Source organism: Halomonas sp. PA16-9, from assembly GCF_009728585.1.
Classification (GTDB): domain Bacteria; phylum Pseudomonadota; class Gammaproteobacteria; order Pseudomonadales; family Halomonadaceae; genus Vreelandella; species Vreelandella titanicae.
Genome location: NZ_CP040451.1, coordinates 1,525,094 through 1,551,099, shown reverse-complemented (window position 1 = coordinate 1,551,099; position 26,006 = coordinate 1,525,094). Strand labels below are relative to the sequence as shown.

General features: G+C 52.1%; 20 protein-coding genes, 7 tRNA genes and 2 pseudogenes. 9 read left to right on the top strand and 20 right to left on the bottom strand.

The window, feature by feature from the left end:
* Positions 1 to 52: 52 nt before the first annotated feature.
* The 17 genes and pseudogenes from FDY98_RS07210 to FDY98_RS07130 all read right to left on the bottom strand — a co-directional run bounded on the left by FDY98_RS07210 (position 53) and on the right by FDY98_RS07130 (position 12,790).
* A complete protein-coding gene (locus tag FDY98_RS07210) occupies positions 53 to 919 on the bottom strand; it encodes a hypothetical protein (protein WP_009288062.1) in 867 nt (288 codons plus the stop codon).
* 635 nt (positions 920 to 1,554) lie between these two features.
* Positions 1,555 to 1,953 (bottom strand): hypothetical protein, encoded by a 399-nt coding sequence (locus tag FDY98_RS07205; RefSeq protein ID WP_155705735.1) that lies wholly within the window; start codon positions 1,951 to 1,953, stop codon positions 1,555 to 1,557.
* Positions 1,954 to 1,982: 29 nt separating this feature from the next.
* Entirely contained in the window at positions 1,983 to 3,284 is a 1,302-nt protein-coding gene (locus FDY98_RS07200) for a hypothetical protein (protein WP_155705734.1), read from the bottom strand.
* Between the two features lie 3 nt (positions 3,285 to 3,287).
* Positions 3,288 to 4,409 (bottom strand): hypothetical protein, encoded by a 1,122-nt coding sequence (locus tag FDY98_RS07195; RefSeq protein WP_138799992.1) that lies wholly within the window; start codon positions 4,407 to 4,409, stop codon positions 3,288 to 3,290.
* A 1,041-nt stretch (positions 4,410 to 5,450) separates the two neighbouring features.
* Positions 5,451 to 5,538: transfer RNA gene (locus tag FDY98_RS07190), tRNA-Ser, on the bottom strand.
* Positions 5,539 to 5,661: 123 nt separating this feature from the next.
* A complete protein-coding gene (locus FDY98_RS07185; RefSeq protein ID WP_340146804.1) occupies positions 5,662 to 6,132 on the bottom strand; it encodes a YiiD C-terminal domain-containing protein in 471 nt (156 codons plus the stop codon).
* A gap of 39 nt (positions 6,133 to 6,171) precedes the next feature.
* The gene (locus tag FDY98_RS07180) at positions 6,172 to 6,732 is read right to left on the bottom strand and encodes a nitroreductase family protein (RefSeq protein ID WP_027959664.1); all 561 of its coding nucleotides are present in this window, start codon (positions 6,730 to 6,732) and stop codon (positions 6,172 to 6,174) included.
* Between the two features lie 76 nt (positions 6,733 to 6,808).
* Positions 6,809 to 7,642 carry an NADPH-dependent 7-cyano-7-deazaguanine reductase QueF gene (gene queF / locus FDY98_RS07175; protein ID WP_027959665.1) on the bottom strand — a complete coding sequence of 278 codons (834 nt, stop codon included), beginning with the start codon at positions 7,640 to 7,642 and terminating at the stop codon, positions 6,809 to 6,811.
* A 48-nt stretch (positions 7,643 to 7,690) separates the two neighbouring features.
* On the bottom strand, positions 7,691 to 8,464 hold the full coding sequence (locus tag FDY98_RS07170) for an ABC transporter permease (RefSeq protein ID WP_027959666.1): 774 nt from the start codon (positions 8,462 to 8,464) through the stop codon (positions 7,691 to 7,693).
* Positions 8,461 to 9,428 (bottom strand): annotated as a pseudogene (locus tag FDY98_RS07165) (ABC transporter ATP-binding protein). Before FDY98_RS07165 ends, FDY98_RS07170 begins: the two are co-directional and overlap by 4 nt.
* Positions 9,429 to 9,820: 392 nt before the next feature.
* Complete coding sequence (locus tag FDY98_RS07160; RefSeq protein ID WP_027959667.1) at positions 9,821 to 11,212, bottom strand: NAD-dependent succinate-semialdehyde dehydrogenase; 1,392 nt, start codon at positions 11,210 to 11,212, stop codon at positions 9,821 to 9,823.
* A gap of 904 nt (positions 11,213 to 12,116) precedes the next feature.
* Positions 12,117 to 12,191 (bottom strand) — tRNA-Gly (locus FDY98_RS07155).
* Between the two features lie 20 nt (positions 12,192 to 12,211).
* A tRNA-Glu gene (locus tag FDY98_RS07150) sits at positions 12,212 to 12,287 on the bottom strand.
* Between the two features lie 88 nt (positions 12,288 to 12,375).
* Positions 12,376 to 12,450, bottom strand: a tRNA-Gly gene (locus FDY98_RS07145).
* Between the two features lie 41 nt (positions 12,451 to 12,491).
* Positions 12,492 to 12,567: transfer RNA gene (locus FDY98_RS07140), tRNA-Glu, on the bottom strand.
* Between the two features lie 21 nt (positions 12,568 to 12,588).
* A tRNA-Gly gene (locus FDY98_RS07135) sits at positions 12,589 to 12,663 on the bottom strand.
* A 51-nt stretch (positions 12,664 to 12,714) separates the two neighbouring features.
* Positions 12,715 to 12,790, bottom strand: a tRNA-Glu gene (locus FDY98_RS07130).
* Positions 12,791 to 13,123: 333 nt separating this feature from the next.
* Between FDY98_RS07130 and FDY98_RS07125 the strand changes: the two genes are divergently transcribed.
* The 8 genes and pseudogenes from FDY98_RS07125 to htpX all read left to right on the top strand — a co-directional run bounded on the left by FDY98_RS07125 (position 13,124) and on the right by htpX (position 21,642).
* Positions 13,124 to 14,227, top strand: coding sequence for a TRAP transporter substrate-binding protein (locus FDY98_RS07125; RefSeq protein WP_027959668.1), 1,104 nt, complete (start codon positions 13,124 to 13,126; stop codon positions 14,225 to 14,227).
* Between the two features lies 1 nt (position 14,228).
* On the top strand, positions 14,229 to 14,738 hold the full coding sequence (locus tag FDY98_RS07120) for a TRAP transporter small permease subunit (RefSeq protein ID WP_009288055.1): 510 nt from the start codon (positions 14,229 to 14,231) through the stop codon (positions 14,736 to 14,738).
* 17 nt (positions 14,739 to 14,755) lie between these two features.
* A complete protein-coding gene (locus tag FDY98_RS07115; RefSeq protein ID WP_155705732.1) occupies positions 14,756 to 16,066 on the top strand; it encodes a TRAP transporter large permease in 1,311 nt (436 codons plus the stop codon).
* 40 nt (positions 16,067 to 16,106) lie between these two features.
* Positions 16,107 to 17,693: a gamma-glutamyltransferase family protein gene (locus FDY98_RS07110; protein WP_027959669.1), complete on the top strand. Its 1,587-nt coding sequence runs from the start codon at positions 16,107 to 16,109 to the stop codon at positions 17,691 to 17,693.
* 137 nt (positions 17,694 to 17,830) lie between these two features.
* Positions 17,831 to 18,229: a peptide-methionine (R)-S-oxide reductase MsrB gene (gene msrB / locus FDY98_RS07105; RefSeq protein WP_022520408.1), complete on the top strand. Its 399-nt coding sequence runs from the start codon at positions 17,831 to 17,833 to the stop codon at positions 18,227 to 18,229.
* Positions 18,230 to 18,332: 103 nt separating this feature from the next.
* A complete protein-coding gene (ylqF, locus tag FDY98_RS07100; protein ID WP_022520409.1) occupies positions 18,333 to 19,289 on the top strand; it encodes a ribosome biogenesis GTPase YlqF in 957 nt (318 codons plus the stop codon).
* A gap of 105 nt (positions 19,290 to 19,394) precedes the next feature.
* A pseudogene (locus tag FDY98_RS07095) lies at positions 19,395 to 20,640 on the top strand (pyridoxal phosphate-dependent aminotransferase).
* Positions 20,641 to 20,736: 96 nt separating this feature from the next.
* Positions 20,737 to 21,642, top strand: coding sequence for a protease HtpX (gene htpX / locus FDY98_RS07090; RefSeq protein ID WP_027959670.1), 906 nt, complete (start codon positions 20,737 to 20,739; stop codon positions 21,640 to 21,642).
* A gap of 71 nt (positions 21,643 to 21,713) precedes the next feature.
* Here htpX and pdxB read toward each other — a convergent pair whose 3' ends face one another.
* Entirely contained in the window at positions 21,714 to 22,877 is a 1,164-nt protein-coding gene (gene pdxB, locus FDY98_RS07085; RefSeq protein ID WP_027959671.1) for a 4-phosphoerythronate dehydrogenase PdxB, read from the bottom strand.
* Positions 22,878 to 22,975: 98 nt separating this feature from the next.
* Between pdxB and FDY98_RS07080 the strand changes: the two genes are divergently transcribed.
* The gene (locus FDY98_RS07080) at positions 22,976 to 23,257 is read left to right on the top strand and encodes a hypothetical protein (RefSeq protein ID WP_022520413.1); all 282 of its coding nucleotides are present in this window, start codon (positions 22,976 to 22,978) and stop codon (positions 23,255 to 23,257) included.
* A gap of 56 nt (positions 23,258 to 23,313) precedes the next feature.
* Here FDY98_RS07080 and FDY98_RS07075 read toward each other — a convergent pair whose 3' ends face one another.
* Both FDY98_RS07075 and rlmKL read right to left on the bottom strand, forming a co-directional pair.
* On the bottom strand, positions 23,314 to 23,649 hold the full coding sequence (locus tag FDY98_RS07075; protein ID WP_022520414.1) for a glutaredoxin family protein: 336 nt from the start codon (positions 23,647 to 23,649) through the stop codon (positions 23,314 to 23,316).
* A gap of 12 nt (positions 23,650 to 23,661) precedes the next feature.
* Complete coding sequence (gene rlmKL, locus FDY98_RS07070) at positions 23,662 to 25,899, bottom strand: bifunctional 23S rRNA (guanine(2069)-N(7))-methyltransferase RlmK/23S rRNA (guanine(2445)-N(2))-methyltransferase RlmL (RefSeq protein WP_027959672.1); 2,238 nt, start codon at positions 25,897 to 25,899, stop codon at positions 23,662 to 23,664.
* Positions 25,900 to 26,006: the final 107 nt, after the last annotated feature.

Sequence of the window (26,006 nt, the reverse complement as noted above, 5' to 3'; positions counted from 1 at the left end):
GCCTATCGAAATGCGCGTAACGATTCTTTTCTTATATATATGATTGTTAAGTTTAATTTACTATGCCCTTGAATTGCCCTTCAAGACGCCAAACTGTTGATTCGTGATCTTCGAATTTACCACCAACTTCTAATCCGGTCTTACTAATAGCTACCTTTAAGCCAGCATTGACGCCAAAATCATCTTCGTAGGATACAGACAGGGAAAAATCCTGGAGACCATAATTTATTCGGCCTTTGGCGATAGACTGCCAAGTTGGTTCATGTTCATACCAAACCAAATCGTCAGGGATCGATGGTGTTACAGTTCCTGATAGCCTAGCTTCAAAAAGTAGTCTTGAGCCAGAATTTGATGATGACGAAGCTTCAGCACTTACATTACTTTCAGCTTCCCCTAGTGGGACTGAAATACGGCTAGAGAAATCTCTTGACCAACCGTTAACGTGCTCAACGCGAATTGAAGTTGCTCCTAAGCTCATAAGCAAATTAATTGCTTCACAAAACTTATGTTCAAAAGTTACGCGGTGAAAATCAGCCAAAGTGTAATAAACATTAGGCAATGCGGGATGCCCTATGTACAGGACACCATCACGAGGATGGCCCGGTGGAAATGATAGTAATTTTGCCGTCGTACTTCCAACCGGTAACACTAAAAGACCATTATCTCGTGCACGCCCCCATGCCTTTATAGCCTCGCGAGTTACTTCTGCTATAGTTCTACCTAATGGAAGAGGAATAACATCAAAAACGATCGCTTCAGTAATTTTTTTCCAATCAAGACCATCTTGACGAACTTGAACAGCTTTTCGTTCCTCCTGCTTCGCTGCTTCCACAATCACATCGTCAGTAACAACAATCAATTGTCTGCTCGAATAAGGCAGCTCCAAGAAGCAAGAAGAACTGTACTCAATGTGACTCATTTTTATGAGCTCCTATTATGTTTAATGCTCAACTTAGCGGCACCCTTGCAATGGAGGCGAAGCTGCAATGTAAAGGGCGTCTACGGGCCATCGGCCGCGTACTACAGCGACTTGTTACACATTGCTAAGAATAATGAATTTATCTTTTCCAGTAAAAATAGAGCGCCTCATAAATATCTCGTTGACCATCCATAGTTCTACTACGCCTTGAGATATAGCTCGATGTCTTCGAGTTGATCTTTGAATACGAAACACATGAGACCACAATTTTCGAGGCCGATATCTCGCTGATCTTGTTTTCCTTATTCAGATCAATCCCATCTTCTACCACGAAGCATGCCTTATCTGACGTAAGCATCTCCATTTCGGCTGAAATCCAAAGCCAAATGTCACAAGACATGCTGGGCAGGTTGTTGATCCCCACCTTAATGGCTACGATCCAAGCTCCATTCCTGAACAACCTAACTGGTAGAGCGCTTTAAATTTTATTTGCCTAATAGTATATTTTTGCTATAACAAACCACTCATTACCAATGAGTGGTATTTGACTAATTTTTTATATCAGTAAAGCGTTTAGAGTGTGAAGTTCTTACCTCTGTGAACAAGCAAAATGTTCACACACTAGGTCTAGTGTATTAACCCAAAATTTCCATAGTTTCATCAATGTAATCTTCGAATTCACCGTTGTATTTTTCAAGAAATGATCTTTTTTTAGTATTATTTCCAATGCAAATTAGTTTTGCATTTTTATTGAAGTGCTTTTCGTTATATGTCGCAGCTGAGTTAGCATTGCTTTTAGAATCCGCTATAGAAACTATTAGCTGCTGATCCACTGAAGCATTATTCTTAATAAAACTAAGTATCTCATTCTTACTTTCATCTTCAAAGTCACCTTCGAATATAGCGTCAAGAACAAAAGGAAATACGTGTATGTATTCAGTTTTCTTTATCATCTCAACAAATGAAAAATTGTAAGCAAGGAGAGTTTTAAGAAGCTCCACACCTTGCCTAGGAAAAGCAGGAATGTCATACAACAAATAGAAACATTCATCTTCAAATGGTTTTATTTTAACTCTGAAACATGCTTTTCAAATATAGACTTAAAGGTGTAACTAGCACTACGCCTTTCTCTTTTAACGATCTCGTCAGTCTTGAATTTGCTGAGCTTACCTTCAACTTCATATATTTTTGATGTGATTTCGCCTAGCCTTCTCTCCAATTGTACAGATAGTTTGACGCTTACTTTGTTATTTAACCATGATTCCAGCGTGACATTATCCACTTTGTATTCTAAAAGCTCATAGTATTCTTTTTCAACGACTTTTTTCTTCTCATTAATTTCATTGATTACAGAGTTTAGCATTCCCTGTGAATCTTTAAGATTTCTAATGTTTCTGCTTAACTCTTCAAGTTGTTGATCTGTGTCATTTAAGTCCTGAAGATAACTATACGTATCTTCTACGGAATGAGATAAATGTTGAGAACATGTTGGGCACTTTGTATCAGCTAAAATATCATTGCTTAAGCTTCGCTTGACTCTACGTAGAACCTTTCTGCTTTCTTCTAACAGTGTTATTTTGTTGCATAAAGAAAGATATTCTTTTTCTAACTCTATTAACTTTGACTTGTTTTCTTTGTAAGGCTTTATATATTCGTTAGTTTTTTCTGCAAACACTTCGTCCTTCATCTTAGCAAGTTTCAGCTTCTTATCATTTTGCTCTATCTTATGAAGAAGTCTAGATTCTGCTTCTAGATCCTTCTTTTCTTTTTCGAGTTGACTTTTCTCTAGGCGATCATAATTATTCCTTATGCCAAGGAAGTAATCAAAGAAATCGTTCTTGAAATTTTTAACGAAATCCAAACCTCTAAATGATTTATGCCGATAAACCCAGCCAACATCTTGCGCTATGTAGTAAGGTAAAAACATTGCTTCAAGTGAAGCTGGTTTGTACTCGTTGTCATATTCTAAATGCAGTGTAAAACCAAACAATTCAGACAAGAACGCTTTTAACTTTATGTGCTCTCTAGATCTGTTGCCGCCGATACCTATAAACTTAATAGGTGGCCTTTTCGCCACTTTTATAGAAACAATTTCATCATCTCTCACAATGGAAACTTTTTTTGAGCTAGAATTGTAGATGGTGAAGTCGAGTCTAAAAATCACACCTTCATTAAGAATCTCTGCAAGCTTTCTCTTTTCATCATTTATGCCAAATGTATAGAGAATCGCCTGTATAAAAGTACTTTTACCAGATGTATTCTTTCCATGAACTATATTGATACCTTCGGCGAATATAGTGTTGAAATATTTCTTTCCCTTGCTGCTATAAGCAAAGAAATTGTTATATTTTACTGAAACGGTCAATTTTTAATCATCCATTTTATTAATTGCTTCAAAGTAAGCAGCATACATCGTTGCTTTTAATGTTTGATCGTCCAAGCTTGATCTAATTTCATTATTAAATTTTTCAACTAGCTCTTCTATGCAGCCGTCTTCGCTAAAACCGTTACATTGAAGATAGTTTAACTTTACAAAATTTAGGATTTTCTGATGTTCAGCTTCATCCTTGCTTTTAAATAGATCAAAAGCCAAAATAAATTTCATTTCAAATGTTTCACGTTCGAATGGTTTAATCCCTAGCTTTTGACCAACTTCTCTTTTATGATCACGCCAGAATTGAAAGGCTTTAGATTTTGTTGTAATTATCTTTATGGCATTATTTATATCTTTGCTTTGTATCTGTTTTGTTTTATCAGAAAGTCTAGCAATGCTTTTTTGATTGTAAGTCAGTTCGATATCCTTAAAAAGCCTGAATATGGATTCTAATGCCGCCTTGGAATCACTAACTTTCCGATCAAAAATATCTTCAATTTTGCTTCTTAATTGATTCTCTTGTTCTTTATTTGTTCTATTAAAGTCTATGTACAAGAACTTCAAATTCTCTAGCTGTTCAAACAATTTGTCGTTATTATACGACTCATGTAATTCAAGCTTGGTAGTTATAGCGTTTTGTATAACTGGGTCTAACTCACCATAAATGACTTCAGAGTTCTCCTCGTTTACAGCATGAGCATAAGTTCTAGTTTGTTTTTTATTGTCAACGAAGCTATTTACTTTCTTTTCGAGTTGTATGTTTGTATTTGATGAGAAGTACAGGTCATGGCTATAGCTGCAACATTTTGGATATTCATCTATAATGAGCGATTTACCGACTTGGAGTATCTTGACTATTATCTCGGCAAGTTCGACACCGATTTTCCAACTACCATTGGATTTCTTTTTTGATTGATAGGTTTCTACTTTGACTGCTTTCCCATGGTCATCAAGATAGCAAAACAGTATGTCCTCCAAATGCTCAAGAGATAGGAAGTACTTCGCTCCATCAAATTTGCTTTGGTAGTTATCAAGTATAATGAAAAGAGCCATGTTTCTCTGCAAAGCAAAGCCTTGTTGTGCTCTAACTCCTGCATTTACGCTTTGATCAACCAACACCATTTCCTTGTTTTTTGCTTTAATTAATTACAATTAGTAGTTTATTCATAACACATATGATAAAAAATTTCAATAATTTCTAGTATATGATGCTTAGTGGATGAGTGCCATTACTTACCGGAGTTAAGCAGTTAACATGCCAAAATTCCCTGCGCTGGTTAAGGCAACAGGGGTGAAGGCTGCTGCTTTTGGATCCTCACCACGCTGCTGTGCCACCACCGCGTATTTAATTTAAAAGCCACACTCTCAGGCTGCCTTTAAGACGAGCACCGAGTCCGCAGGATACTGCAAAAAGCACCTAGCCCCACAGATCGAGAAAGCTAAGCGCCCAGTGTGACGGTTGTTTGTGATGCCTATGGAATCGGCTGAAGCCAACGATTCTGTTAACCTCAGTCAGACTGACTTCAGAGGCTGAAAGTAGATGCACTTTTGCGTTAACAGTTTATTAGTGCGCATGCGTGTTTTTCTGGCAACCAAAACCCTAACAATTTACCTATAATGCTATGAAATTTATAAAAAAAATATCGACTTTGCGATACCCTTGCCGAAAAGGCGCACGCACATTAACATTGTCACTACCCTTTCAAAGTTGCGTATAAGCACAAAATACTTCCCTGTAAATCATTGTTTTAATTAAATTAACAAGATCATTTTTCAGAAATATGAACACTCAACTTACAAACCCAAGTAGAAAATCGCGCATTGTGTGCTTGAGGCTGCCGTAAAAACGTGGCTAATTCTTAAGTCTATTTTGGCTAAAAATCAGATGTATAGAAAACTCACAATTCTTAAGATGACATTAGCGTAGTCGGCAGCCCCTGTCACCCAGCATTTGTAGGTTTAAAGCTTACGTGGAACATATAGTCTTAGGTCTGGACTGGGTAATGAGGTTGCAGAAGCTTAGATAGATGGATGAACTGTCCAAAGGCATCCCGTGCGTTACGAAGGGAGCCGATACACAAGTATGGGCTGAAGTATGGGCTGCTTAAAATAAAGACACAAAAAAGCCGCTGAAATCAGCGGCTTAATCTATATTCTTGGCGGAGGGGGAGGGATTCGAACCCTCGAAGCCTTGCGGCTTACACACTTTCCAGGCGTGCTCCTTCGACCACTCGGACACCCCTCCGCGTTTTGGCGCTGTTGAAAGGCTGAACCTTTCGCGACAGAACGGCGCATATACTATTGGCTAAGCCTCGAAATAGCAAGCCTTTTCCGGCTGACGAACCTTTAGGTTAGTGACATACCCCGGTTATCGTTCAGACAATACAGCGTAGCTGCCGTTGGCTTCCAGGCAGAGCGTCTCGCCACAATAGAGCTGCTGGGTTAGCGCTATGCGGCCTTTTCCTCGCTCAGCGAGCTTGTTGGCAAGCTGAGTAGGGCCTTCTGGCACTGCTGGCGTGCATATCAGGCGGTAGTCACTGGTTACCGGCGCCAGAAAACGCTGGCTAGCCTCGGCAACCACGACATCCCGCGCAATGCCCCGCTCACGTAGCCATAGCGTTACCCAGCACCAGCCTTGTAGCGTCGTCTGCGCCGTCAGTGCACCACCAAAGCCCGTGCCTTTATCGTTAAGGTTGGGCTCCAGCGCTAACTGCCAGGCTAGTGAATCACCCTGACGCGTCATTTTGCTAATACCTAACGCGCCCACCATGGGTATGGCGTCGCTCAGCCACTGCTGAAAAACGGCCAGATTTTCCGGCTGGTCTTTTGGTAGTGGCAATCGTGGATGAGGGATGCCTGGCTGACGGGGGACTCATCGCTAGTCCCAACGCTCTACAAAGTCAGCAACATTATGCTGCGGTACCGGTTTATGGCGACCACCCAAAGTGCCCAGATAGATAAACGCGACGACTTCGTCATCTTCATCCAGATTCAGCCCTTTGCGAACTACGGGGTCGAAAGCGTACTTTCCGCTGCGCCACATTGCTCCCAACCCTAAGGCGTGGGCGGCTAGCAGTATGCCGTGGGCGGCGCACCCGGCGGAGATCACCTGCTCCATTTTGGGTACTTTTTCAAGTTTGGGCGTGACCTTGGCGATCACGGCGATAATCATCGGCGCCCGCAGCGGCTTTTTACGCGCCGAGTTGAGCGTTTTGTCATCGGCGCTAGGATCCTCCTGAAACTCCGCCTCGGCGAATAGCTCGCCCAAGCGTTCTCGCCCTTCCCCGCTAAACTCGATAAAGCGCCAGGGGCGCAGCTCTTTATGATCCGGGGCACGTAGCGCGGCCTGATAAATGGCGCTGAGCTGTTCGCCGCTGGGCGCTGGCTCCATCAGCTTGCCCATTGAGCTACGCTCGTGAAGCAGCGTGAGTGCGTCCATTGATGACTCCAAGTCCAATTGTGTGAGGCTACTTTAGCACCGTCATTTATAGCATTGTCATTTATAACATTGCCGCTTACTGCCTTGCTAGGCGCAGTGGCGCGGGGGGCGTTAACCCTGGGGTTGCGCGCCAGGGGCTGATATCTAACCCGCCGCGCCGCACATAACGCGCCAGTACCAGCAGCTGCGTAGGCTTTGCCTGGGCCATTAAATCGCAGAAAATATGCTCAACGCAGTGCTCGTGAAAATCCTGGTGCTGGCGAAACCCAATCAGGTAACGCAGCAGCCCTTCGCGGTCGATTTTCGGGCCTTTATAACGAATCAGCACGCTGCCCCAGTCTGGCTGGCCGGTAACCGGGCAGTTGGATTTCAGCAGATGGGAGTAGAGCGTCTCCTCGACGACCTCTTCCCCTACCGTGAGGTGGTCACTGCTAGGCGTATAGTCGCTTACTGCGATATCTAAATCGTCCAAGCATTCGCCCGGTAAGTGCTGTGGCGAAAGCTCTGGCGCATCCACATCAAACAGCTCGACACTCACTTCAGCCCCCGCCGCTAAGGAGAGGTCATTGGCCAGCGTTTCCATCACTTCCTGACGACTATAGAAACGGGTTTGGTTGAAGCTATTGAGGTAGAGCTTCCAGGATTTGGACTCAATCAGATTAGGTGAGGCTGCTGGCAAGCGAAAGCGCGCCACGGCCACAATAGGCTTACCGCGGCTGTTCAGCCAGGAGACTTCAAAGGCGTGCCACTCATCTTCCCCCACAAACGGCAGAGTCCCCTCTTCAATCCCCAGCGGCTCTCGATTAACCGCGCGGGGAATAGGATATAACAGCCCCGCGTCATACTGCTCAGGGTAAGCGGAATCGCGCCCTAACGGCGCGTGCGCTAAAGTGTCTGGGCGATGTGCCATTGTATAAAGCTCTCTCTTCTCAATCAGATTGATGCGTCTAGCAGCCTGCTAGCTGCGGATACCTTTGCCGCGCTCTAGCATCGCCAATGCAATACTAAACAACACAATGATGAAGGCAAAAATGGCAGCGAGCGCCCAGCCAACGGGAATATCCGACACACCTAAGAAGCCATAACGGAAAACGTTGACCATGTACAAAATTGGATTGAGCATGGAAACGCCCTGCCAGAAGTCAGGCAACATTGAGATAGAATAAAACACTCCTCCCAAATAGGTCAGTGGCGTCAGGATAAACGTCGGCACGATAGAAATATCGTCGAACTTATTGGCCAGTAACGCATTAATAAAGCCGCCAATAGAGAACAGCGCAGACGTGAGCACTACGACTAATACCGTGAGCAGCGGGTGTTCCATGGTTAGGCGGGTAAAGAACAGTGAAACGACCGTCACAATCAGCCCGACGCCCAACCCACGTGCCATACCGCCTAAAATAAAGCCGGCCAGTATCACCCAATTGGGCATGGGCGAAACCATCATCTCTTCGATCGAACGCTGAAACTTATTGGAGAAGAAACTCGACGCCACGTTGGAGTAGCTGTTGGTAATCACCGACATCATGATCAGCCCTGGAACAATAAAGTCCATGTAGCTGAAGCCGTCCATGTCACCAATCCGCGAACCGATTAGGTTGCCGAAGATAATAAAGTACATCGCCATGGTGATCGAGGGCGGCAGCAACGTTTGCGGCCAAATGCGGGTGAAGCGTTTGATCTCTTTTAGCACCAGCGTCCACAGGGCGATCAATGTTTGCGTAGCATTCATACGCGCTCCTCCGTCTTCTCAACGCGCTGGTCTATCGCCCCTAGCCCACTGCCTTCCACCATCGACACAAACATCTCCTCTAAGCGGTTGGCGCGATTACGCATGGAAACCACCTGGATGCCCTGCTCACTCAACGCCTTGAAGACATCGTTTAAACGTTGCCCGCGATGCACCACGAGTGATAGCTGAGTAGACTCCAGCTGTTTTATCTCAAACCCGTCGATCTTGGGTATGTCTGTAATGGCTTCCGAGGTATCAATTAGGAAGGTCTCGGTATTCAGCTCAGCCAGCAGGCCTCGCACGCTAGTGTTCCGCACAATGTCGCCATTATTGATAATCGCCACATTACGGCACAGGCTCTCAGCCTCTTCCAGGTAGTGCGTCGTCAGGATGATGGTGGTGCCTTCGTCTTGGTTAATTCGTCGCATGTACTCCCACATACTGCGCCGCAGTTCGATATCCACCCCGGCGGTTGGCTCATCCAGAATCAGCAGCTTAGGACGATGCATCAACGCTCGAGCGATCATCAGGCGGCGTTTCATTCCACCTGACAGCATGCGCGCGCTGCCGTTGCGCTTTTCCCATAGGCCCAGATCGTCAGTAGCTGTTTAGCTCGGGGCAAAGCCTCGCGACTGGTCATGCCGTAGTAACCTGCCTGGGCCAGTACGATATCGAGCACTTTCTCAAATTGATTGAAGTTGAACTCTTGAGGCACTACGCCTAGCTGGTACTTGGCTTTAGCGAAGTCTTTATCCACATCAATGCCGAATATGGAGACCTTGCCCGCCGTCTTTTGCACCAGCGAGCAGACCACCCCCAAGGTGGTGGACTTGCCGGCGCCATTGGGGCCCAACAAAGCAAAAAAATCGCCCTGCTGGACGTCGAGATCAATACCTTTGAGCGCCTGAAAGCCGTTGCCATACACTTTGGTAAGGCCACGGATCGACAATGCCGGTTCGGCCATGAACATGTCCTGTCAGCAAAATAAGAAGAGAAGGAGAAACATTAGGGCGCAAACGACTTTTTTCAAGGTGGGCAATCGAGCCGAACGCCAGACACGCAAAAAAAGACGCCCAGCAAATAGCTGATGCATCAGGGAAGAAATTGAAACTAGAAGCGCTTTGAGTGGGAAAGGAGGCTTTTGCAGTCAGCGCTCCCCCTCAATAAGGTTCTCAATAATACTGTAGCCGTACTTTAGCTCGTCGGCCCTGCGGAGTGCAAGACCACCAGTCACATGCCCCTAAGAGTCGTTTAGAGCATGTTTCAAAACCTTGAAAACATGCTGTGACCGATAACCCCACTTCGTGCGTACTGGCAAGAAAATTCACATTAACAATGCACTCCCGAGCATGACGATCAGAACTGACCGTCGATGTCGGTAACTCCAATCAACTTGTGGTTGACGAATTCCTTCAGCCCGAGGCCGATCAACTCGCGGCCATAGCCGGAGCGACGAACGCCGCCGAAAGGCAAGTCGGCCTTCACTGCCGTTGGGTGATTGATGTAAACCATACCGGTGGATATCTGAGCCGCCACCTGGCGACCTCGCTCAATGTTCTGCGTGAACACTGATCCGCCTAATCCAAAGGGAGAATCGTTGGCGATCTCGATGGCTTCGGACTCACCCTTGGCTCTGAACACCAGAGATACCGGACCAAAGAACTCCCAGTAGTAGGCAGGGTTATCCTTCGTCAAGTCCGTCAACAGCACGGGCTGCACGAATGCACCGCGCTCGGGTATTGCGGCACCGATTACGGTCGCCGTAGCACCATGCTTAATTGCATCTTCCACTTGCTTTTGGATATCATCCGCTGCGCTCTGAGACGACAAAGGCGCCAATGTCGTCGTCGGATCCATGGGATCCCCCGCCTTGAGTACGGCGACGCTGGCTTTGTACTTCTCCAGGAAGGCGTCATAAACCTCCTCGACGACGATGATCCGCTTGGACGAACAGCACACCTGCCCAGCGTTCCAGTGGCGGCCGAACACGGCCCATTTCACCGCCTTGTCGATGTCGGCATCATCCAGCACCACAAACGCGTCGGCGCCGCCCAACTCCATCGTTGACTTCTTCAGCGCCTTGCCAGCCTGTGCAGCCACCACCGCGCCAGCTCCTTCAGAACCGGTCAAAGCGACACCGTGAACGCGTGGATCGTTAATGATGGTTTCCAGCTGTTCGCGCGTTGCATAGAGATTCTTGAATCCGCCAACCGGCAAGCCAGCGTCAAGCATCAGCTTCTCGAAAAGCGCAGCCGATTGCGGAACGTTGGATGCATGCTTGAGCACGACCACGTTACCGGCGGCAAGCTGAGGAGCGATGATGCGGGCGATCTGATAATAGGGGAAGTTCCACGGCTCTATCGCAAGGATAATGCCCAGCGGCTCGTGTACCAGCCAGGCCTCGGTCACCACCGGATCCTTGGACGGCAGTTTCTCAGGTGCCAGCTGCCGCTCGGCGCTCTCGACATAGTACTCGAAGATCGCAGCTGACAGCTCGACCTCCGCCTGCGCCTCGCCCAGCAGCTTGCCCATCTCCAGGGTCAGCAGTTTCGCATACTCCTCGCTATTGGCTCGCAACAAGTCGGCAGCTTTCTGCAGGATAGCGATCCGCTGCTGGATGGGGGTGCTCTTCCAGTTGCCGAATGCTGCATCGCCGCGATCCAGCGCCAGAGCGACCTCTGCATCGGTTGCGCTGGGAAAATTTTTGATTGTCTCCCCAGTATAGGGATTGGTCGTTGCATAAGCCATTCTTTTAACCCTCCGTTACTCGGGTTATCTGTGTGCATCAGGTCAGCGCGCAGGTCCCCCAAAATCACTGTGAAAAGAAACGATTACCCTGGACTACCCCCTCTCCAGCAGACATCCCCGTCCTATGCCTGCAGTTTTGATATTCATCGACATGGTGGCGGACACAAATTGGTGAGCAGAGCAGCTCGTCGATGACGGCCTGACCCTCACGGTGGCACACCACCAATCGAGTCGATACCGTATGCCTCAGCCTCGGTGAGTCAAAGCGCCCGGCAGCTGCCTGCGATCGTCGGCCATCGAAGCCTCACTGCATGTGGGAATAAAAGTCAGCGCGCACATTGGTCATCGCGATCTGAGTGGTAGATGTACCCACGACCATGCACCGCTGGGTCACCATCATAGCCAAGGTTAAGCATTTGTATATTGTCATGGATCATGTCTGCGTGCGCTTCCGTTGTGAACGCACACAGTCGCAATAGCCGCCGTACCTCAGTGGAGGCCGCCGCTGACGGTAATAAGTAAGTGAGAGCGTTAGTTACTGGCTTATCTTCAAATTAATAAGATTCCTAACCGCCAACATGGAAGCCACAAGCTTCACATGATCTTGAACGACGATGATAACCTGACAGGCGGGAGTACTGGCGAACCAGCTGAGTTTGGGCTAAAAACCAAAGCAGATCAGCCCACGGCCATCCACGACCTTTAGTCAGAGCCCTATTGTGCTGAAAGCCACTGACTCAGTATCAGCAAAAAGAACCTAGACCAAGACTGCATATAAAGCAGTGAGATCGGAGAAGTTTGGGATAATAGAAGCTTAGCGGAGAAGGTGAGCTATAGGGCTGGCATGTCGCAGGACTGGCATTCCAGTTCCCGACTTTGGCGTAGCTACCTGATACTGCTTACATGGAGCGGGAAAGGAGATTCGAACTCCCGACCCTCGCCTTGGCAAGGCGATGCTCTACCACTGAGCTATTCCCGCAACGCAAACAACATACTAGATGGCGTCCCATAGGGGGTTCGAACCCCTGTTACCGCCGTGAAAGGGCGGTGTCCTAGGCCACTAGACGAATGGGACTAAATCAAACCTGGAGCGGGAAAGGAAATCGACCGGGCTGGCGTTCCAGCTCCCGACCCATCGCTTACCGATCCGGTACTACTAAAACTGGAGCGGGAAAGGAGATTCGAACTCCCGACCCTCGCCTTGGCAAGGCGATGCTCTACCACTGAGCTATTCCCGCTTATAGAACACTTACTTAGCTTTTACCTAACTTACCGGAAGTGGCGTCCCATAGGGGGTTCGAACCCCTGTTACCGCCGTGAAAGGGCGGTGTCCTAGACCACTAGACGAATGGGACACTATTAAGCACTTTAATGCTTGGAGCGGGAAAGGAGATTCGAACTCCCGACCCTCGCCTTGGCAAGGCGATGCTCTACCACTGAGCTATTCCCGCATTCCGATAACCCTGACGACCGCTTACTCTAGCTCTAGAAAGAAAAATAAGTGGCGTCCCATAGGGGGTTCGAACCCCTGTTACCGCCGTGAAAGGGCGGTGTCCTAGACCACTAGACGAATGGGACGTTGCATTGCCTCGTCGAGGTGGCGCGTATGTTACTCAGACCTTATTGAGCTGTCAAGCACCCTGCCTTCACCAAACTAACTGACACGCTTTCAATTACCTACCTCTACGTCCAATTTTTGCGAAGCCAGTATGCACACCGAGGGTGCCCTGGACACTCATTCGGCGTCATAACGGTGCAAACGGTTATTTTTCTTATATTTAGTCTTTTCAGCAGAGACCGACAAAACCCTTAAAAATCTTTTATTTAAAATAAAATCGATTTTTATGGCACACCCCTTGCTACTTCATTGTGTTCCCTGGCTGACCAATTCCATCATAAATGAGGTGTGCTATGTCCTTATCCCGTCGCAAGTTTCTCACCACAGCTGCCGTCTCCTCCACGGCAGGCCTTGTCTTGGGCGCCCCGTCTATCGCCCGTGCGCAGTCCGCCGAGAGCTTCAACTGGCGTATGACCAATGCCTACCCGCCCGGCTCGCCCTTTTACGTGGAAGGCCCAGGCAGCCCCACTGACGTGATCGCCAAAATCAACGCCATGTCCGGCGGGCGACTCAATATTCAGCATTTTTCATCCGGCGAGCTAATTCCAGCTTTTGAAGGCTTTGAAGCAGTTCAAAGCGGCACCATCGAAATGAATGCCGCCAATAGCTACTTCTGGTCAGGCACCACCTTTGCCGCTCAGTACTTCACTACCGTTCCATTTGGTATGAGCTTTATGGGCCATATGGCGTGGCTTTACCACGGCGGCGGCTTGGAGCTTTGGCACGAAGTGTATGAGCCCTACGGCATGGTCGCCTTCCCGCTGAACAATACCGGCGTGCAAATGACCGGCTGGTTCCGCGAACCGATCGAGGATATTAGCCAACTCAACGGGCTGCGCATGCGCGTTCCTGGCTTGGCGGGCCAGGTTTACTCTTCGCTTGGCGTGGATGCCCGTGTACTGCCCGGTGGTGAAATCTTCCCCGCGCTGGAGCGTGGCGTGATTGATGCAGCTGAATTCGTAGGCTCCTTCCAAGACCGTCGCATGGGCCTGCATAACGCCGCCAAGTTCTACCACACTACAGGCTGGCACGAACCCTCGACCACGGGCGAACTGCTTATCTCGAAAACCCACTGGGATAGTCTGCCAGAAGATCTGCAGATGATTGTCAAAACCGCCTGTATGGCCGCCTGCTTAGAGAGTGTGACTTGGTCTGAAGCGGTCAATGGCGAAGCCATGACAGATCTAGTGGAGAACGAAGGCGTCACTGCCAGCATGCTTCCCGCACCCGTTATCGATGCGCTGCACGAAGCCACTCAAGATACCCTGGCAACAGAGGCCAACGCCGACCCTCTGGTACGCAAAGTGCACGATAGCTACATGGCGTTTAAAGCCAATCATGACCGCTGGGCGGGCGCCAGTGAGCGTGCCTGGTTAAACGACATTATCGGAGTCTGATATGCGCGCCGTGGCATTTTTTGTCCACGGAGTTGAGGCGGTGGTTCGGCTATTTGGCTGGATCGCCGCCTGGACCTGCGTGGTTTTAGTCGGACTCGTCGCTGGCGACGTATTGATGCGCTATGTGTTCAGCATTGGCGCGATATGGCTGCAGGAGCTGCAGTGGCACTTGATCTCACCTATTGCACTGTTTGGCATGTCGTATTTGCTATTGATGGGCGAGCAGGTGCGCGTCGATGTTTTCTACGAGCGCTTCCCTGTAGGCCTGCAACGGGTGATTGAAGTGATCGGCGGACTCTTGCTGCTGGTGATGGGGCTGTATATCGCCTGGCTGACGCTGCCCTGGATCGCCCAGTCGTTCGCCCGCGGCGAGGCGTCGCCCAACCCCGGCGGCCTGCCTCTGCGCTGGCTTCTCAAATCTCTGATCCCATTCGGTTTTCTCCTTCTCGCGCTGCAAGGGCTGGCCCACGCGCTGCGTCAGGCTTTCGCCCTACCCACACGAGGTGAATAACGCATGTCTCCCAATGAATGGCTCGCGATCGGCATGATCGTGGCTTTTTTGTGTTCCTGCTGATAGGTATTCCGGTCGGTATCAGTATCGCGGCGACGGCCTTTTTCTTTGGCTACGTTGGCTTTGGGCCAATGCTGTTTAATCTGCTGCCATCACGTATTTACGGCGTAGTGACCAATTACACCTTTATGGCCATACCGCTATTTGTGTTTATGGGGGTGATGCTGGAGAAGTCGAAGCTGGCAGAGGAGTTGATCGATGTCATCGGCCACTTGTTCGGCGGCATTTCAGGCGGCATGGGCGTGGCGATCATCCTCGTGGGAGTGCTGTTAGGCGCCGCCACAGGCATTGTGGGCGCCACTATCGTTACCCTTGGCCTGCTCACGCTACCGACGCTGCTACGCCGCGGTTACCCTAAAACCCTGGCCACCGGGATGATCTGCGCATCCGGCACCCTGGGGCAGATTATTCCGCCCAGCCTGGTGCTGATTCTGCTGGCGGAAATTCTGGGTGAATCAGTCGGTACGATGTTCGCCGCCGCCATGGTGCCGGGACTAACCCTGGCGGCGGTGTATATTATTGCCATTCTGGTGATCGCCAAGCTCTACCCCAACTTAATGCCGCCTATTCCTGCCGAGGAGCGTGCAGAAATGGGCCGGGGTCAGTTGATACGCAAAGTGATTACCGTGGTAGGCCCGCCAGTGGGGTTGGTGTTTGCGGTATTAGGGTCGATTATTGGCGGCATTGCCGCGCCTACTGAAGCAGCCTCAATGGGTGCGCTAGGAGCATTGCTAATTGTAGCCTGCTCGGGGCGGTTAACCTTTGCGCTACTCAAAGAAGTTGCCAAGGCCACGCTGGTGATCTCGGCCATGGTGTTCTTTATTTTGATCAGCGCCCAGGTATTTGGCCTGGCATTTCGCGGATTGGGCGGCGAGCATTTGGTTGCCCGTATGTTCGACTGGGTGCCCGGCGGCGAATTAGGCGCGATGCTATTCATGCTGCTGCTGATGTTTGTGCTGGGTTTCTTCCTGGAGTGGATTGAGATCAGCTATATTGCCCTACCGTTATTTTTACCCTTCTTTGTGCAGATGGGCGTCGATATGGTGTGGCTGGGCATTCTGGTGGGGCTGGTGCTACAAACGTCGTTTCTTACCCCACCCTTTGGCTGGTCGCTGTTTTTCCTCAAGGGTGTAGCGCCGAAAGAAGTCTCGACGCTGGATATTTATAAAGGCGCCCTACCGTTTATCGGCTTACAGTTTGTCGCCGTCGCGCTGGTATTTATCTTTCCCAGCATTGCTACCTGGTTGCCCGAAGCCATTGGCTGGTAACGATCTGCCTTAGCATTTATTTAACAATAAGGATTCAAAGATGCTCCACACCCAACGTAGTTACGGCGGCAGCTGCGTCGCTCCTCATCACCTAGCTGCCAGTGCCGGGCGAGATGTGCTTAAACAGGGTGGTAACGCGGTGGAAGCCATGGTCGCAGCCGCTGCTGCCATTGCGGTGGTTTACCCGCATATGAACGCCCTGGGTGGCGATGGATTCTGGCTAATTCATGAGCCGGGCAAAGCGCCCATTGCCATTGACGCCTGCGGCCCTGCGGCGGGGCTTGCCAGCGCAGATTTCTACGCCGGTGAAACGCAGATTCCCGAGCGCGGCCCCAAAGCCGCCCTCACCATGGCCGGTACCATTGACGGCTGGCATGAAGCGCTGATCGTGGCGTCAGCATGGGGCAAGCAGTTGCCTCTCACCACGCTACTGGCCGACGCCATTCATCATGCCGAGACGGGTATTGCGGTCTCCCAGAGCCAGGAAGCGCTTACCGCTAAACACCTTGAGCGTTTAACCCAAAGCCCAGGCTTTAGTGACGCCCTACTGCTTAACGCCCAGGTACCCCAGGAAGGCGAACGGCTGCGCCAGCCGCGCTTGGCCACGACACTTAAGCGCTTGGCGGAAGCGGGATTGGATGATTTCTACCGCGGCGAGTTGGCCGCCAGCATGGCGCGAGATTTAGAGGCGGTAGGCAGCCCATTACGACTGGCAGACTTTCACGCCTACCGCGCCCAGCGAGTCACACCGCTGGAAGTAACTCTTCAGGATGCCACGCTCTATAACCTGCCTGCGCCGACCCAAGGCATGGCCTCGTTAATGATTTTAGGTATCTACGAGCGCCTAAAAGCCGCCGAGCCCAACGGTTTTGGCCACCTGCATGGCCTGATTGAAGCCACCAAACGCGCCTTTATCCTGCGCGACCAAAACATCACTGACCCCGGCCGTGTGCCAACACCGCTGCAAGATTTGCTCAGCGAAGAGAACATTGGCTTAGAAGCGGCTCAGATCGACCCGCAGCACGCCCTACCCTGGCCCCACGAACCAGCGCCAGGCGATACCATTTGGATGGGCACCGTGGATAGCGAAGGACGTTCGGTGAGCTTTATTCAGAGCATCTACTGGGAGTTTGGTAGTGGCGTGGTGCTGCCAGAAAGCGGCGTGCTATGGCAAAACCGCGGCATCAGCTTCTCGCTTAACCCCGACGACCTGCGCGGCTTAGCCCCTGGACGTAAACCTTTCCACACTCTTAACCCGGCGCTTGCCAAGTTTAACGATGGCCGCACCATGGTTTACGGCACTATGGGCGGTGAAGGCCAGCCGCAAACCCAGGCAGCGGTATTTTCGCGCTACGCGCTGCATGGCATGCCGCTGCAGCAGGCGATTACGGCCCCCCGCTGGCTGCTGGGGCGCACCTGGGGCGAAACCAGCACTAACTTGAAACTCGAAGCGCGTTTTGACGACACCCTAGTCACCGCCCTGGCAACGGCAGGCCACGATGTGGAAGTGCTGCCCGAGGCATTCAGTGACACCATGGGCCATGCAGGCGGTATTGTGCACCATCCGGATGGGTTGATAGAGAGCGCCCACGACCCGCGCAGTAACGGCGGCGCGGCTAGCGTATAGCGCTTACACTGGCACAGCGATGTATAATCGCCCATGCTGAAACTCATGATGATCAAGTGGTGTCACTAGGCTAGTGAGTCCAAACAACACTTGGCCTCAGCGATGTAAGCGCAATGCATAAGGGAGAGGAACAGAGCATGGCGAAAATAGAAAAATCCCCTGACGAGTGGCAACAGCAGCTAACCCCAGAGCAGTACCGCGTAGCACGTGAGAAAGGCACAGAACGCCCATTCACTGGCGATTATCAGGTGCGTGATGCGCAGGGTATTTACCACTGCGTCTGCTGTCATGCGCCGCTGTTTGAGAATGAGCACAAATTCGATGCTGGCTGCGGTTGGCCAAGCTTTGATCGGCCACTGGGTAGCCGCTGCGTTGAGGAGCATACGGATACCACTCACGGCATGCAGCGCACGGAGGTAGTTTGTTCCCACTGCGATGCTCATCTGGGCCATGTGTTCCCCGACGGCCCACCGGAGACTACTGGGTTGCGCTACTGCATTAACTCAGTGTCGTTGGAATTTCACCCCGACGAGTAATCGCTGATAAATCCTCTCAAGGAAACCCAGCAAGGCGGGCGCCATCTGCTAGAATGGCAGCCCGCTTTTTTGTGCCGCTATTTTGTACTTGCAGGAGAAACCCATGCTCGGCTGGTTCCCCGGACATATGAACAAGGCCCGCCGCCAGATTAAGGAGGTGCTGCCTGAAATTGACGTAGTCATCGAGGTACTCGATGCGCGTCTGCCCTACTCCAGCGCCAACCCAATGCTGGCCGAGCTAACCCGCCATAAGCCGGTGCTGAAAATTCTCTCCCGGGCAGATCTCGCTGACCCGGAGCGAACGGCCGAATGGGTGGCTTATTTCGATGCCCAAGAGAATATGCGTGCCTTGGCAGTCACGACGACCAACACCCGCGAGCTAAAGAAAATTCCCAAGCTGTGCCATGAGCTGGCCGGTGCCGTTCGTGCTGACCGGGATGTGCGCGTGATGGTGATGGGTATTCCCAACGTGGGAAAATCCACGCTGATTAACGGCCTGGCCGGGCGAAAAATCGCTAAAACCGGCAATGAGCCAGCAGTCACCAAGCGCCAGCAAAAGGTGCGTATCGATGGGCGTGTGGCACTCACCGACACCCCGGGAGTGCTGTGGCCGAAGATTGAGGACCAGGCCAGCGCCTATCGGCTTGCCGCCACCGGCGCCATTCGCGATACCGCTATCGAGTACGCCGATGTAGCCATTGTTACCAGCGCAGAGCTGGCCAAACGCTACCCCGAAGCGCTCACCGAGCGTTATAAGCTCAAAGAGCTGCCCTCTTACACCGCGCCGGATATCCCCCATGACATTGATGCGGATGGCCCGAAAAAGCCCGACTTTCTCGCTATTGCTGGCTTCGACGGTAACGCCATCTTAAAAGATATCGCTGCCCGCCGAGGCGGCCTGCGTCCCGGCGGCGCCGTTGATCTGCACCGCGGCGCGGAAGTGCTGCTTCACGAACTGCGTGATGGCAAGCTGGGCAGGCTAACGCTTGAAACCCCGGCAGACATTCCTCCGCCGCCCGTGCAAAACGACGAAGACAATCAAGCACTTTCCGACGCATAATGGCCTAATAGCTCTATAGCCGACGATGGCTTGTGGACGCTGTTTTTAGTCACTCATGCTTTTTGGACACTTTTGGGCCTCTAGCTACTTTTGGACAGACACCTCATGGATACCCCGCAGTCGCACGAATCACAACCGTTAAAGAAATCTCATAAGCTGCACAATGTCTGCTACGACATTCGCGGCCCGGTACTCGACCACGCCAAGCGCTTGGAAGAGGAAGGTCAACGAATTCTCAAGCTAAACATTGGCAACCCTGCGCCCTTTGGTTTTGAGGCGCCGGAAGAGATTCTCCAGGATGTGATGCGCAACCTGCCCACGGCCCAGGGCTACTGCGACTCCAAAGGCCTCTACTCTGCCCGTAAAGCGATTATGCAGGAGTGCCAGCGCAAACAGATTCCCGGCGTAGGTATCGAAGATATCTTCATCGGCAACGGCGTCTCTGAGCTGATCGTGATGACCATGCTGGCGCTGCTCAACGACGGCGATGAAGTACTCATTCCCGCGCCGGACTACCCGCTCTGGACCGCCGCCGCCCACCTTTCCGGTGGTCACGCGGTGCACTACCTATGCGACGAGCAGGCGGACTGGACGCCTGACACAGCGGATATTCGCGCCAAGATCACCAGCCACACACGTGCCATTGTGCTGATCAACCCCAACAACCCCACCGGCGGTGTATCCACCCGCCGTGGTGAAAGAGGTATTGGCGATCGCCAAACAGCACAACCTGGTGGTGTTCTCAGACGAAATCTACGACAAGATCCTTTATGACGGCGTCGAACATACTGCCACGGGCGCACTAGCGGACGATGACCAACTGGTCATCACCATGAACGGTCTCTCCAAAAGCTATCGCTGTGCAGGCTTTCGCTCGGGCTGGATGACTATCTCCGGCACCTTGGCCAAGCTAAACGCTCAGGACTATATCCAGGGGCTGAATATGCTGGCCTCTATGCGACTGTGTGCCAACGTACCCGCCCAGCACGCGATTCAAACCGCGCTGGGGGGCTACCAGTCGATCAATGATTTAATCCTGCCCGGCGGGCGGCTGTTGGCCCAGCGAGACATCACGGTGGAGAAACTGAACGCAATCCCCGGCGTCTCCTGCGTAAAACCTAAAGGCGCGCTGTACGCCTTTCCACGGCTCGACCCCAAGGTCTTCAATATCAAAGACGACCAGCAGATGGTGCTGGATCTGCTGCTACAGGAAAAAATCTTACTGGTACAAGGCACGGCCTTTAACTGGCCAGAGCCGGATCATGTGCGCATCGTCACGCTGCCCTGGGCCGACCAATTAGGCGATGCACTCGACCGTTTTGCCAACTTCTTGTCACGCTATCGGCAGTAGCTTTTTGTAGCCATGACTTGAAACTGCCATGAACAGCACGTATCTAAGCCATTAATCTAGTAATGCTTCGATGAACTTGAGGGGAGAACCTGCACCATGATGCGAATTCTGCTGTTTTTAGGCACCAATATAGCGGTCTTGCTGGTCGCCAGCATTACCCTGCGCCTGCTAGGCGTAGAGGGTTACCTGCGCGGCCAGGGCATCAACTTCACCAGCCTGCTGATTTTCTGCTTTATTTTCGGTATGGCGGGCTCCATTATCTCGCTGTTTATCTCCAAATGGATGGCTAAACGCAGCACCGGCACGGTGATTATCGAAACGCCCTCCAACTCTACCGAACAGTGGCTGTTGGACACAGTGGCTGAGCTCTCCCGCGAGGCGGGTATCAAAACCCCGGAAGTGGGTATTTTCCCGGCTCAGCAGTCAAACGCCTTTGCCACGGGTTGGAACAAAGACGATGCGCTGGTAGCCGTCTCGGCAGGCTTAATGAATCGCATGCGTCCAGAAGAGGTGCGTGCAGTACTGGCTCACGAAATTGGTCACGTCGCTAACGGTGATATGGTAACGCTGGCGCTGATTCAGGGCGTGGTGAACACCTTTGTGATGTTCTTTGCCCGGATCGTGGCGCATCTAGTCGATAACTTCCTGCGCAGCCGCAGCGATGGCGAAGGCGGCCTGGGCTTTATGGGCTACTTTGCGGTGGTCATGGTCGCTGAAATTGTGTTTGGTATTCTGGCCTCGGCTATCGTCGCCTGGTTCTCGCGCTACCGCGAATACCGCGCCGACGAAGCCGGTGCGCGCTTAGCTGGCACCAACGCGATGGTCAGCGCCCTGGCACGCTTGAAAACCGAAACCGAACTGCCCGACCAAATGCCGGATACGCTGCGCGCCATGGCGATCACCAAAGGCCAAACACGCTCGCTGGTGGAAAAGCTATTTGCCAGCCACCCGCCGCTGGATGAGCGCATCCGGGCATTAAAAGAAGCCGCTTATCGTCAGTAAGTTTTCTCTGCTGTTTATACATTTAAGGCCCGCATCTGCGGGCCTTACTGTTTTTCACTACTTTTTTTTCACTACTTAGCTAGCGTTACTACAAACCCTGCCCCACGCAGCATGCCCTCTAGCGCTACCGCCTCCCCTGATAACTGCACATTGAGCGTGGCGAATTCACGCCGCAGCGGGTAGTTGGCGCGGCAGTCATCAAAGCCTTTACGCATTCCATAATTCAGCGTTTGGCGCTGGAGAGCATCGTGATCACGACGCACGTCATATACCGCTCTCATACAGAGCCGCAGGGCGTCTTCCGGGGGAAGTGCGTGCTGCAGATGCAGGGACGCCAGCGCAGGCGGCGGGCAAATATCAGCAAACGTGAGATCGCTTGACTGGCCGCAGTAGCGGGCTAGCGCCTGCTCAATCATCCAGGTACCGCGCAGCTTGCCATCTAGGCTATGCCCGGCAATATGCGGCGTTGCCAGAGAGACCAAATCACGCAAGCCAGCGTCAATATCGGGCTCTTCCTCCCACACATCCAGTATGGCACTGATATCGCCCTTGCCCGCAAGACGACTACGCAGCGCTAAACCATCCACACAGTCCCCACGCCCCGCATTCAGCACTACGCTACCTGGCGCCAGCTCATCGATACGCTGGGCGTTGAGTAGCTGATAAGTCGCGTGCGGGCCTTCACGGGTTAGTGGTGTATGCAGGCAGAGCACGTCACAGCGCTCGATCAGGGCGCCCAAGGAGTGAAAGCCTTGCTCAGGCTCCTCTTCTGCCCTCTCTACAGCTGCCTTGGGCGGGTCACAGGCCAGCGTTGCCACGCCCATGGCGGTTAGCCGCGCCTGCAGCCGGCTGCCGACATTGCCCGCCCCCACAATACCCACGGTACGCTCGCTAAGTACCCAGCCATCGCGTTCCGCCAGCGTTAGCAGGCCGCTTAGTACGTAATCAACCACCGCTTCAGCGTTGCAGCCTGGCGCACTGGCGAAGGCAATATCGCGCTGAGCGAGCGCTGCCTGATCGATATGATCGGTGCCGATGGTGCAAGTACCAACAAAGCGCACGGGGCTATCGGCAAGCAACTGATCGTTGACCTGGGTAATGGAGCGGACGATGAGCGCATCGGCGTCCTGAAGGTGGGCGGCGTTTATCTCCCGCCCTGGCACGCGGATGAGCTTACCGAAATGGCCGAAACAGCGTTCGGCAGCGGGGATATTGGCGTCGATGACAAGTTTCATAGGCGTTTGGGTATCCGAGCTTTACAATACGCCCGCGACGGCTTGATGGGCAGGCGTGTTTAAAGGCTATCTTTTAAAGGCTAAGTAAGGAGAGTGTTGTGATCGTACGCTGGGAAACCAACCATGACTATGTGTTGGTTCATATTCACCAGGATATGTTTGGTGACTGGATTTTCAGCCGCGCCTGGGGCCAAATCGGCACTCAGTTTGGCGGTCTGAAACATCAGCTAGCCGATACGCTGGATCAAGCCCATATGTGGCTGGAGGACGAGACCACTATCCAGTCCTCACGAGGCTTTCGCAAGGTGCTGGAAGTGGCCGACCATACCCCCGAAGGCCAAGAAGCCATGCGTCAACTATCGCTACTGGACGTGATGTAAACCACTCGAACCCAGCCATGCACTTGTTAACCACGCACTTGTTAACCACGCACTTGTTAACCTAAGAAACGCCGCCCATGACGCTTATGGGCGCCTTTAGGCGGCGTAGTGTCTGGCGGTACTGTGAACCCCGCCAGCGCGTCTTCATCCAGCCAGCCGCGCTCGCGCAACCATGCACTTAATCGCTCCAGCTCAAAGCCACGATCCAGCTCATTGCCGTCACCATCCACCAGCACCGGTATCCGCAGGCCGTAGCGCTCAACCAGGGCGTCGTCGTCGCTAATCTCGATGTGGTGCAGCCACACCTTTTGATTCGCTAGTGCCGCCACCAAAGCCTCTAACTGGCTGCATAGGTGGCAGCCCATCGTTGTGTAAAGCGATAGCTGAATCATGCAAAAGCTCTCTTATGACGCCTTATGACGAAGTAAAAACACGTGGTGCAGGTTGGTGCGCCGCTGGAAATCGGGGTCGAAGCTACGCCCGGTGATATCCTCAACAGCGTAATGCTCGCTAAGCGCTTCATCGAGTTTAAAGCGCCGCTGGTTATTAGAAAACACCAAGGTTCCACCGGGTGCCAAGCGCGCCATGGCGAGCTCCACAAGCCGCGGATGATCACGCTGCACGTCGAGGGTATCGCGCATTTTCTTCGAGTTAGAGAACGTCGGCGGATCCATAAAGATCAGGTCAAACTCAGCATTGGCGGTTTCCAGCCAGCGGAAACAGTCGTCGCGCACCACTCGGTGCAGTCGTGTATCGAGCTTATTCAGCGCAAAGTTGTCCTTGGCCCACTCCAGGTAGGTGTTGGACATATCCACGCTCACACTGTCGCTGGCGCCGCCTAAGGCGGCCTGCACCGTTGCTGTGGCGGTGTAACAGAACAGGTTTAAAAAGCGCTTGCCGCTGGCCATTTCGCCCAGCATCCGACGTACCGGGCGGTGGTCAAGGAATAACCCGGTATCCAGGTAGTCGCGCAGATTGATCCAGAGCCGTGCCTTGCCCTCTTGCACCTCAAAACGCTCGCCACTAGCGGCACGCTTCTGATACTGGGCGCTGCCGGTTTGGCGCTCGCGGCGCTTGATATAGATTTTACTGGCGTCAACGTTAAGCGCCTCGGGCATGACTTCCAAGGCATCGTACAAACGCTTCTGCGCTTGAGCCGGATTGATCGAACTGGGCGCCGCGTACTCTTGCACGTGCACGCGGTCACCGTAGCGATCTACCGCTAGTGCATACTCGGGCATATCGGCATCATACACACGATAGCTGGTCTCACCACTCTGCTTCAGCCATTTCTTCAAGCGCTTCTGATTTTTGATCAGCCGATTGGCAAACATCTGGGCATTGTCTTGGTTTTTGTGAACAGCTTGCTCTTCGCTAGCCTCTTCATTAGGTGCCGCTACTGCACTGTTCTCGTTCTGAACGGGCTTTGTATCGCTCGCGGCAGGCGGATGCTCGGCGCCACCAATCTCCATAAGCAGCAGCTTGGCCTCCAGGGCCCCGTTTTTGAGTGCGTACTGTTTGTGCGCACGCATACCCAGCCGATGGCCTAAATCCGGGTTGCCAGTAAACACCGCCAGGGTCCAGCCGGGAAACAGCGCTTTGGCTTTATCACCTAGCTGGGCGTAGAGACGCACCAGTTCGGGCAGCTCGCCCAGCCGCTCGCCGTAAGGGGGATTGGTGATCAGCAGGCCGCTCTCAGCAGTCAGTGTTTCGGGACGCGTTAACTGGGCAAGGCTCTGCCCATGCAGGGTAATCAAGGCTAGGATGCCTGCCCGCATAGCATTGGACTTCGCCGCCGTAAGCGCCGCGGGACTCTGGTCGAAACCTAATAGCTGGGCTTTGCAGCGCTTGCGACCAATCGACGCGCGCGCTTCGGCTTCACGCTTCTGTTCCCGCCACGCTTCGTCATCGTGCCCTGCCCAGCCGTGAAAGCCGAACCGCTCGCGGTTCAGGTTAGGTGCTTGATCAGCGGCCATCATGGCGGCTTCGATCAGTAACGTGCCTGCACCACAAAGCGGATCAATCAGCGGTTCACCGACTTTGAGGCGCTCAGGCCAGCCTGCGCGCACCAGCAGCGCGGCGGCCAGATTCTCTTTTAGCGGCGCATGGCCCACATCCCGGCGATAACCGCGACGGTGCAGGCTTTCACCAGAGAGATCCAACCCAATAGTCAGGTTCATCCGGTGGAGGTGGGCGTATATGCGCAAATGTGGGGTTTTAGTATCAACGTTGGGACGTTCCTGCCCTGCCAGTTGAAGGGCATCAACTACGCCGTCCTTAACGGTCTGGGCACCAAAACGGGTGTGGCGAATATGTTCGCTGCGGCCGTGAAAATCGACTGCCAAAGTGTTACCCGGCGCTAGGTGCTGCGTCCAGGCAATACGGGCAACCACATCGCGCACTTGCTCAGCGGTATCGATCATCGATTCGCGTACCAGGGTCAAAATGACCCGGTTAGCTAACCGCGACCACAGGCAGACACGATAAGCGATCGCTTGGCTGGCAGTGAAATAGACGCCCGCCACAGTGGTTTTACCCGGCGTGGCGCCCAATGCCACTAGTTCATCGTGAAGCAAGCCTTCAATGCCTTTCGGGCAAGTGGCTAGCAGACTCAAGGGGGCGTTTTGATTCAACTCGGTCATGATAATAACGGCGCGTAAAGGCGCAATATTCCTGTATATAACAAATGAGTTTACGTTTTATGACAAATTGGTAGTCGACAGATGACCCCATCATGGTCTAACAATAA